At 66.4% G+C, this 8,585-nt stretch carries 8 protein-coding genes; 4 read left to right on the top strand and 4 right to left on the bottom strand.

The window, feature by feature from the left end:
• From VJS90_RS09095 to tagH, 4 genes are all read right to left on the bottom strand, one after another.
• Window positions 1-1,168, bottom strand: a 1,168-nt coding sequence (locus VJS90_RS09095) for a DotU family type VI secretion system protein (protein WP_324121174.1), incomplete at its 3' end; no start/stop codon positions are given.
• A gap of 6 nt (window positions 1,169-1,174) precedes the next feature.
• Entirely contained in the window at window positions 1,175-2,509 is a 1,335-nt protein-coding gene (gene tssK / locus VJS90_RS09100) for a type VI secretion system baseplate subunit TssK (RefSeq protein WP_324121180.1), read from the bottom strand.
• Between the two features lie 15 nt (window positions 2,510-2,524).
• Window positions 2,525-3,022, bottom strand: coding sequence for a type VI secretion system lipoprotein TssJ (tssJ, locus tag VJS90_RS09105; RefSeq protein WP_324121182.1), 498 nt, complete (start codon window positions 3,020-3,022; stop codon window positions 2,525-2,527).
• A 48-nt stretch (window positions 3,023-3,070) separates the two neighbouring features.
• Window positions 3,071-4,519 carry a type VI secretion system-associated FHA domain protein TagH gene (tagH, locus tag VJS90_RS09110; RefSeq protein WP_324121184.1) on the bottom strand — a complete coding sequence of 483 codons (1,449 nt, stop codon included), beginning with the start codon at window positions 4,517-4,519 and terminating at the stop codon, window positions 3,071-3,073.
• A 395-nt stretch (window positions 4,520-4,914) separates the two neighbouring features.
• On the opposite strand from tagH, the gene tssA reads away from it, so the two are divergent.
• The 4 genes from tssA to VJS90_RS09130 form a co-directional block, all read left to right on the top strand.
• Window positions 4,915-5,952, top strand: coding sequence for a type VI secretion system protein TssA (tssA, locus tag VJS90_RS09115; RefSeq protein WP_324121186.1), 1,038 nt, complete (start codon window positions 4,915-4,917; stop codon window positions 5,950-5,952).
• A gap of 73 nt (window positions 5,953-6,025) precedes the next feature.
• Window positions 6,026-6,541 carry a type VI secretion system contractile sheath small subunit gene (gene tssB / locus VJS90_RS09120; RefSeq protein ID WP_324121188.1) on the top strand — a complete coding sequence of 172 codons (516 nt, stop codon included), beginning with the start codon at window positions 6,026-6,028 and terminating at the stop codon, window positions 6,539-6,541.
• A gap of 11 nt (window positions 6,542-6,552) precedes the next feature.
• Complete coding sequence (gene tssC, locus VJS90_RS09125) at window positions 6,553-8,046, top strand: type VI secretion system contractile sheath large subunit (protein WP_324121190.1); 1,494 nt, start codon at window positions 6,553-6,555, stop codon at window positions 8,044-8,046.
• A 63-nt stretch (window positions 8,047-8,109) separates the two neighbouring features.
• A partial coding sequence (locus VJS90_RS09130; RefSeq protein ID WP_324121191.1) for a type VI secretion system tube protein Hcp occupies window positions 8,110-8,585 on the top strand: 476 nt, incomplete at its 3' end.

An 8,585-nucleotide genomic window follows, 5' to 3' on the forward strand; every position in this document is an offset into this window, starting at 1 on the left:
CGAGGATGTCGCGGACCTCTTCGGCGCGCGCCTGGGACAGGACCCAATTGGAGGGGAAACGCAGCGTCGCGATCGGCCGGTTGTCGCTGTGGCCGCTCACCCGCACGTTGCCCTTGACCTTGGCCACCGCCGCGGCGATGCGCAGCATCAGCGGCTCGAAGTCGGTCTTGATGCTTGCGCTGGCGGAGGCGAACAGCTCATCGCCCCGCAGGGTCACCACCGAGCGGTCGACCGCATCCTCGACACTGACCCTGCCCGCCTTGATGTCCTCGGCGAGCAGGCCAGCAAGGCGCGGGCGCTCCACCGGCCTTGGCTGCACCACCGGGCGGTCCATGGCCTGGACCGGGATCTCGCCCAGCGCGTGGATACCGCGCAGCACCGGCTCGGCGTCGGCGGCAAGCTTCAGGCGCAGCCCGAACAGCACCAGCACCAGCAGGGCCACGGCCACGGCCAGCCCCACCCAGGGTGGCGCGAACTGGGCCAGGCGGTCGCGGCTCACTGCAACGCCTCGCCAGTGCGGCGACAATTCGCGCTCGCGCTCGCCCCGCGCACCGTGGATCGCCGCCGCGGTGCGCACGCGCAGCGCTTCGAGTTGCGCCCGGCCTTCGTTGATGACCCTGTAGCGTCCCTGGAAGCCCAGGCTGATGCACAGGTACAGCAGCTCCAGCAGGTTCAGGCGCTCACGCGGGCTTTGCAGGCAATGCTCGAGCAGCTGGAACACCTTTTCGCCGCCCCAGGCTTCGTTGTGCACGGTGATCAACAGGCTTTGCCGGCTCCAGTCGCTGCCACTGCCCCACGGCGTGCTGAGCACGGCCTCATCGAGCGCGGTGCACAGCGCGTAGCGCGCCAGCAACACCTCGTTGCGCACCACCCCGGCCGTCTCGGCGCGCTCCTCGAACTGGCGCAGGTACGCCAGCAGTTGCGCGCGCAGGCTGGCCGGGGCCGGATGCGCGAGGGTGTTGCGCAAGCGGGTCAGCAGTGCCAGCAGTGGGCCGGCGGCCTGCTCCAGCGGATTGAGCCCCTGGGCCTGGCCGGGCGCCAACGGCTCGGCGGGCAGCTCCGGCGCCGCAGGCCTGGCCTGGGCCTGGGCGGCGGGTTGCGGGCCACGGCCTCCGGGCCTGGGCATGAACTGGGTGCGGTCGAAGGCCTGTGGGTCATCGGAATGCATCTCGGCTTATCCTCGAATGGCCCAGAAGGCCAGGGTCAGCCCTGGGAACTCGCCCGCCACGTAGAACGCGAAGCCACCGGAATGCTGCAGTTGCGCCCAGTGCTCGCTGCCCCGGTCAAGCTCGAAATAGGTGGAGCCGGCATGGAACGGGATCTGCCGGGGCGCCACCGGCAGCGGCAGCAGGCCGATGCCGGGCAGCTGCAGGTTGACCAGGTCGCGGATGTGCTCGACCGAGCCGATCTTGCTCTGCTGGCCGAAGCGGCCGCGCAGGGTCTCGCTGGGCACGTCGGCGCGCACCACCAGGATGAAGCTTGCGCTGTCCAGCAGGCTGCGGTCCGCGAGCATGGCCACGTGGATGCCATAGGCTTTTTCGATGATCGGGATGACCACGGCCTTGCTGTCGATCAGCATCGACAAGGCTTCGCGCAGCGAGGCCATGACCGGCGCGAAGCTCGCCGCCAGGTCGTCGTGCTGGTACACCGGATAGCTGGCCGGGCGCCGGCCATCGGTGCAGAAGGTGGAAAACTCGCCCGCCAGGCTGACCAGCTCGCTGTACAGGCGCTCAGGGTGCAAGGGGCTGAGCTGGTTGAGGTGCTCGACCAGCGGCTGGGCACGATTGACCAGTTGCAGCAGCATGAAGTCGGCGATCTCCGACGCGCCGCCGTTGGCCGAGGCCACGACCCGCCCGGCCAGTGCTTCGCCGCGCTGGTGCAGGAGGCCAAGCAGCTCGCTGCGAAAGCTTGCGAGCAGGTGGCTGGCGGACACATCCAGCAGCGGGGGGATGAAGCTGTCGTCGAGCACCAACGCGCGGTCGGCGCGTTTCTCGCGGATGCGGATCACGCCAAGCGCCGCGTGGTCGCCAAGGCCGTCTTCCGCGCGCAGCAGGCGCAGTGCCCGGCTGCCCAAGGCCAGCGGGGCGCGGTTTTCAAACGGTGCGTTGTCATCGCGCACCTCGCTGACACGGCTGACGTAGCGGGCCCCGGCGACGGCCTCGCCCTCGTCTACGGTATCGCGGGCCCCGGCGCGCTTGAGCGCCAGGCCAAGATAGATCACGCCATCGCGAAGGTCGTCGGGGATCTCCAGCGGCGCTGGCGGCACGTCGTCGCGAGGGATATCGAACGGCGTGCCATCGGGCAGCAGGCCGCGCGCGGTGAGGATCGCCAGCTTGCCCTGGGCCAGCAGCCCTTGGTCGATCAGCAGCTCGCTGAAACCCCAGGCAGCGCTGGACAACGGCCGGCTGCGGGCATCGATGAAGTTTTCCAGGTAGCGGTCTTGCTGCTGAAAATGCTGGGTCGTGATGAACATGCCTTCCGACCAGACCACTCGATTGTTCCAGGACATGAATTCTCCGATTGCCTAGCGGGCAGGGTCAGTTTGCGGGGCGGCCACGGCGCTGCGCACGGCGCGCACATCCAGGCTGATCTGGTAATCACGGGGCGGTACGGGCAGCACGCTGCGCCACTGGGCCTGGTCGACCTCGCGGTAGCCGACCACCAGCCCAAGCTGGCGCGTGGCCGGATCGAGCGTGCGCGCCAGGCGGAGCTGTTCACCGGGGTGCAGCAGCACCTCGTCCTGGTCGAGCAGATCGCCCGCCAGCGCGGCTTGAGCCCCTTCGGTGAGGGCGAAGTAGTCGGCACGGGCGAACGCCGCGCTGTTGCGCAGCTCAAAGAGGCGTACGCGTACCGGCGCGGGCGTGCCGCCGGCGCCGGGGTTGAGGCCAGGGGCGGCGCTGAAGTACAGGGTGATGCCAGGGCCTGGCGCGACCGGGTCGGCCGCGGGCGCTACCGGCGCATCCTTGCTGCAGGCACTGAGCAGCGCGAAGGCCGCGGCCGCGATCAGTCTTGTTGCGTTCATCCTTGTCCTCATGACGTCTGGGTGTGCTTCCTGTCCTGGAGCCGGGGCTCAGGAGCGTTGCAGTCGGGCGTTGTGGGCCTCGTAGGCGCGGCTGAACTCACGGCCGAACAAGTCCTGGAAATCGTCTTCGGCCTCGCGGGAAATCTGCCCGTAGAGCGCGGTGAACTGCTGCCAGCAATGGGCCTGGCGCGATCCGCCAAACAGCTTGGCCAGCCCCGCGGCCGGCGCCAGGCGGGCTTCCAGCTGAGCGGGTTCGAAGCGCGTCAGCAGGTGCTTGATCGCCGCTTCGACGCCGGCCATCACCGCCAGCTGATGCGCACGCACATCATCGAAACTGTCGCGCACCGCCTGGTCCGCCGGCATGAACGCCTGATTGCCATGACGCAGCAACAGCAGCAGGGCTTCATCGGCGTTGGGGGCGAACTTCAGCGGGTTGTTGTGCACCGGGGCAATCGAGGTCTGCTGCATGCGGAACTCGCCCTTGAGGCTGCTGCGTGAACGCAGCACGTCGATCAGGCCCTCGACCATCAGGCGGTAGCTGCGCCCGATCGCTTCCATCTGCGCGGTGGCGTCGCCGCCGTCGATACGCAGATGTTCGATGCCCGCGCCGCGCAAGAACGCCTGCAGCAGGGCATCGCCCTCGGCGGGCGCCGCAGGCGATGCGGGTGCGGGTGTCGGTGCAGGTGGTGGTTCCGGTGCGGGTGTGGCGGGCGCGGGTACGGGTGCTGCTGTCGCTGCTGGATTTGCTGGGCTTGCTGGGCTTGCTGGCACTGCGGGCACTGCTGGCACGCAAGGTACCGGCTGCGGCGTTGGCGGGGCGGGTGCCGGGGGCTGTGGCGCGGCGGGCGGCAGGTCCTTCGGCAGGTGCCAGTCCGCCGGTATCAGGCCAGCGGCCTCGGGTGCGGGCGCCGCGGTCGGTAGCGCTGGCGAGGCGACCGGGGTGGGTGGACGGAAGTCGTGGTGCTGGGCGGGGACATGATCCGGCTGGCTCGCCGCCGACACGCTCGACGGGCCCAGGAAATCGAACAGGTCGGGCAAGGTGTCGTGGCTCGAGGCGCCCTGGAAACCGGGCGCGGGCGCGGGTACGAGCGGGGCGCTCGGCGCGGCGCCCTGATTGGCCATCAGCGCCTCGAAACTCTGTGCATCCGGCTGGCCGGCAGAGGCCATGGAAAAGCCGGACTCGATACGCACCTGAATTTCGTAATCGCCAATCCGGATAACTTCGCCATCCATCAACGGCTCGCTGTTACCGCGACGCAGGCGAATTCCAGCTTGCACCAGTTCAACGCCGTTGGTGCTGTTGTCGGTGAGATAGTAACGGCCATCGCGCAGGCCGATAACACAATGCCGGGACGATACCAGGCGCTCGGGATCTGGCAGTACCCAATCATTATCCGGGCCCCTGCCAATGGTGATGGCACTAGTTTCCACACGCATCCCGGGGCATTGTCCCGGCGTAATCTTGTGATAACTAGCAATAGTAAGGCAAAGTGCCATCACGCCTCCTGCATATAATGAACGGCTTGATTCCATTCAGTTGAGTGACTCTTAGAGATCATCTCAATACATCGAGAAACCCTTGAATTCACTGGGAATTCTTGAATAACCCAGGCATCTCGCGGCGTATTTAACCACACTTGCGCGGCACTTTGATGGCACCCTTGAAAATGATTCCCTCACACCCTCGATTTGTTCACGCGTCCTCTCGAGGGCGGCTAGCTTACCTTGACATCATTCTTGAAATAAACCATAAAGCTCAACCTGAGAATGCCAAATTGATATCACAATGATGTCAAACCTGGTATTTCCCGAAAAGTTTGCGCGCCAGTTCACCTATGGCAACTCGCGCCACGCAAGCCCTCGCCAAGGGCCGATATGGAGATCGAATTCTGGTGAACTTCCCGTTGCTGCTCGCCGCTGTCAGCCCAGACTTTCCCTGCGGCCACGATCTCGAATATGACCCGGACTTCCTGCAACTTGAGCGCGATGCCCAAGGGCGGCCCGAGCGTGTCATGGGTGATTCGGTGCAGCCCGCCGAGCCGCCCCAATGGCGTCATATCGAGCAGGCGTGCACGGCGCTCCTGCAGCGCAGCAAGGACGTGCGCATCACCCACTTTCTGCTCCAGGCCAATCTTGCCCTCAAGGGCTTGCCGGGCCTTGCCGCCAGCCTGGAACTGATCCGCGACCTGCTCGACGAGTACTGGCTGCACCTGCACCCGCAACTCGATGCCGACGACGACAACGACCCGACCGTGCGCATCAACGCCCTCGCGGGCCTCACCTGCGATACCAACATTGCCCTGCTGCGCGACACCGTGCTGGCGCGCTCACGCGCCTTCGGTCCGGTGACCCTGCGCGCGGCGCTGAACGCCGCGGGCGTGCAGCACTTCGCCAGCGAGCAGTTGAGCGTCGAGGAACTGGCCGCCGCCCTGCGCGATGCCGACCCCGAGCAACTGGCCCAGACCCGCCAGGCCCTGGCCTTGGCGCGCGAAGCATGCGACGCCATCGAGCAGCGCGTCAGCGAGCAGGTCGGCTCGGCTAGCGGTATCGACCTGAGTGCCCTCAAGCAGCCGTTGCGCCAGGCCCAGCAGGTGCTGGCCGAGCATGCGCCCGACGGCGAGCTGCCGGTGTTCGGCGCCCAGGATGACGCTGGCGACAGCGCCGACGACGACCGCCAACCCGCCGCCGCCAGTGCCCCAAGCCCGCGTCCCGCCGCCCGTCCCGGCCAGGTCAGCAGCCGCGAAGACGTGCTGCAGAGCCTCGAACGCCTGCTCGAGTACTACGCCCGCCACGAGCCTTCGAGCCCGCTGCCGGTGCTGCTGCGCCGGGCGAAGAACCTGGTCAGTGCCGACTTTGCGACCATCGTCCGCGACCTGATCCCGGACGGTCTCTCGCAATTCGAAAACCTGCGCGGACCCGAGGCCGACTAGGCCCCTGCGCACCGTTTCATTACCGACGCCCGCAACAGACGAAACCGCCGCACAGGCGGCCAGGAGGAACAACGTGGCGAACACCAGCTCCCAGAAATTCATCGCACGCAACCGTGCGCCGCGGGTGCAGATCGAGTACGACGTCGAGCTGTATGGCGCCGAGAAAAAAGTCCAGTTGCCGTTCGTCATGGGCGTGCTCTCGGACCTCGCGGGCAAGCCGGCCGAGCCGCTGCCGGCCGTGGCCGACCGCAAGTTTCTCGAGATCGATGTCGACAACTTCGACTCGCGCCTCAAGGCCATGCAACCGCGCGTGGCGTTCCAGGTGCCCAACGCGCTGACCGGCGAAGGCAACCTGAACCTGGACATCACCTTCGAAAGCATGGACGACTTCAGCCCGGCAGCGGTGGCGCGCAAGATCGACGCGCTGAACCAGCTGCTCGAAGCCCGCACCCAGCTGGCCAACCTGCTGACCTACATGGACGGCAAGACCGGCGCCGAAGACGTCATTCTCAAAGCCATCAAGGACCCTGCCCTGCTGCAGGCCCTGGCCAGCGCGCCCAAGCCCGCTGACGTTGACCCTAGCGCCTGAGGAGACCGCCCATGAACGACCCGTTGCGCGACACCCAATCCCAGCCGGCCGCCTCCCAGGAGCCGAGTGAATTCGCCGCCCTGCTGCTGCAGGAGTTCAAGCCCAAGACCGAGCGTGCCAAGGAAGCCGTGGAAAGCGCGGTGCGCACCCTCGCCGAGCAGGCCCTGGCGCAGACCAGCCTGGTGTCCGACGATGCCATCGGCTCGATCGAGCAGATCATCGCCGCCATCGACGCCAAGCTCACCGCCCAGGTCAACCAGGTGATCCACCACCCTGACTTCCAGCAGCTGGAAAGCGCCTGGCGTGGCCTGCACTACCTGGTCAACAACACCGAGAGCGACGAGCAGCTGAAGATCCGCGTGCTCAATGTCTCCAAGACCGACCTGCACAAGACCCTGAAGAAGTTCAAGGGCACCGCCTGGGACCAGAGCCCGGTGTTCAAGAAGCTCTACGAGGAAGAGTACGGCCAGTTCGGTGGCGAGCCTTATGGCTGCCTGGTCGGGGACTACTACTTCGACCAGTCGCCACCCGATGTCGAGCTGCTGGGCGAGATGTCCAAGGTCTGCGCCTCGATGCACGCGCCGTTCATCGCCGCCGCGTCGCCGACCGTGATGGGCATGGGCTCGTGGCAGGAACTGTCCAACCCGCGGGACCTGACCAAGATCTTCACCACCCCGGAGTACGCCGGCTGGCGCTCGCTGCGCGAATCGGAAGACTCGCGCTACATCGGCCTGACCATGCCGCGCTTCCTGGCACGCCTGCCGTATGGTGCCAAGACCGATCCCGTGGAGGCCTTTGCCTTCGAGGAAGATACCGATGGCGCCGACAGCAGCAAGTACACCTGGGCCAACGCCGCCTACGCGATGGCCGTGAACATCAACCGCTCGTTCCAGCACTACGGCTGGTGCTCGCGCATCCGCGGCGTGGAGTCGGGCGGCGAAGTGCAGAACCTGCCGGCGCACACCTTCCCCACCGACGACGGTGGCGTGGACATGAAGTGCCCGACCGAGATCGCCATCTCCGACCGCCGTGAAGCAGAGCTGGCCAAGAACGGCTTCATGCCGCTGCTGCACAAGAAGAACACCGATTTCGCCGCGTTCATCGGCGCCCAGTCGCTGCAGAAGCCGGCCGAGTACGACGACCCGGACGCCACCGCCAACGCCAACCTGGCCGCGCGCCTGCCGTACCTGTTCGCCACCTGCCGCTTCGCCCATTACCTCAAATGCATCGTTCGCGACAAGATCGGCTCGTTCAAGGAAAAGGACGAGATGCAGCGCTGGCTGCAGGACTGGATTCTCAACTACGTCGACGGCGACCCGGCGCACTCCACCGAGACGACCAAGGCCCAGCACCCATTGGCGGCCGCCGAGGTGGTGGTCGAGGACGTCGAGGGCAGCCCGGGTTACTACAACTCGCGCTTCTACTTGCGCCCGCACTACCAGCTCGAAGGGCTGACCGTGTCACTGCGCCTGGTGTCGAAGCTGCCCTCGGCCAAAAGCGCCTGACAGGCCCGGGCCGCCCCGCGGCCCCAACAGAACCGCTAAACCCAGCGATATTCCGGAGACACCATGGCTGTAGACATTTTCATCAAGATCGGCGACATCAAGGGCGAGTCCATGGACAAGGCCCACAAGGACGAGATCGACGTGCTGAACTGGAGCTGGGGCATGTCCCAGTCCGGCAACATGCACCTGGGCGGTGGCGGCGGTGCCGGCAAGGTCAATATCCAGGACCTGTCGATCACCAAGTATGTCGACAAATCCAGCCCCAACCTGATGGCTCACTGCTCCAGCGGCAAACACATCGACAAGGTCAAGCTGACTGTGCGCAAGGCGGGCGGCGAGAGCCAGGTCGAGTACCTGGTCATCAACCTCGAAGAAGTGCTGATCAGCTCCCTGAGCACCGGTGGCTCGGGCAGCGATGACCGCCTGACCGAGAACGTCACCCTGAACTTCGCCAAGGTCACCGTCGACTACCAGCCGCAGAAGGCAGACGGTTCCAAGGACGGCGGCCCGATCAAGTACGGCTGGAACGTGCGCTCGAA

Source organism: Pseudomonas sp. (genome assembly GCF_035277045.1).
In the GTDB taxonomy this organism is placed as follows: Bacteria; Pseudomonadota; Gammaproteobacteria; order Pseudomonadales; family Pseudomonadaceae; genus Aquipseudomonas.

Coding starts and splice junctions, on each gene's coding strand:
- tssK (WP_324121180.1), bottom strand. CDS start 2,509: ATGTCCTGGAACAATCGAGTGGTCTGGTCGGAAGGCATGTTCATCACG.
- tssJ (WP_324121182.1), bottom strand. CDS start 3,022: ATGAACGCAACAAGACTGATCGCGGCCGCGGCCTTCGCGCTGCTCAGT.
- tagH (WP_324121184.1), bottom strand. CDS start 4,519: ATGGCACTTTGCCTTACTATTGCTAGTTATCACAAGATTACGCCGGGA.
- tssC (WP_324121190.1), top strand. CDS start 6,553: ATGAACGACCCGTTGCGCGACACCCAATCCCAGCCGGCCGCCTCCCAG.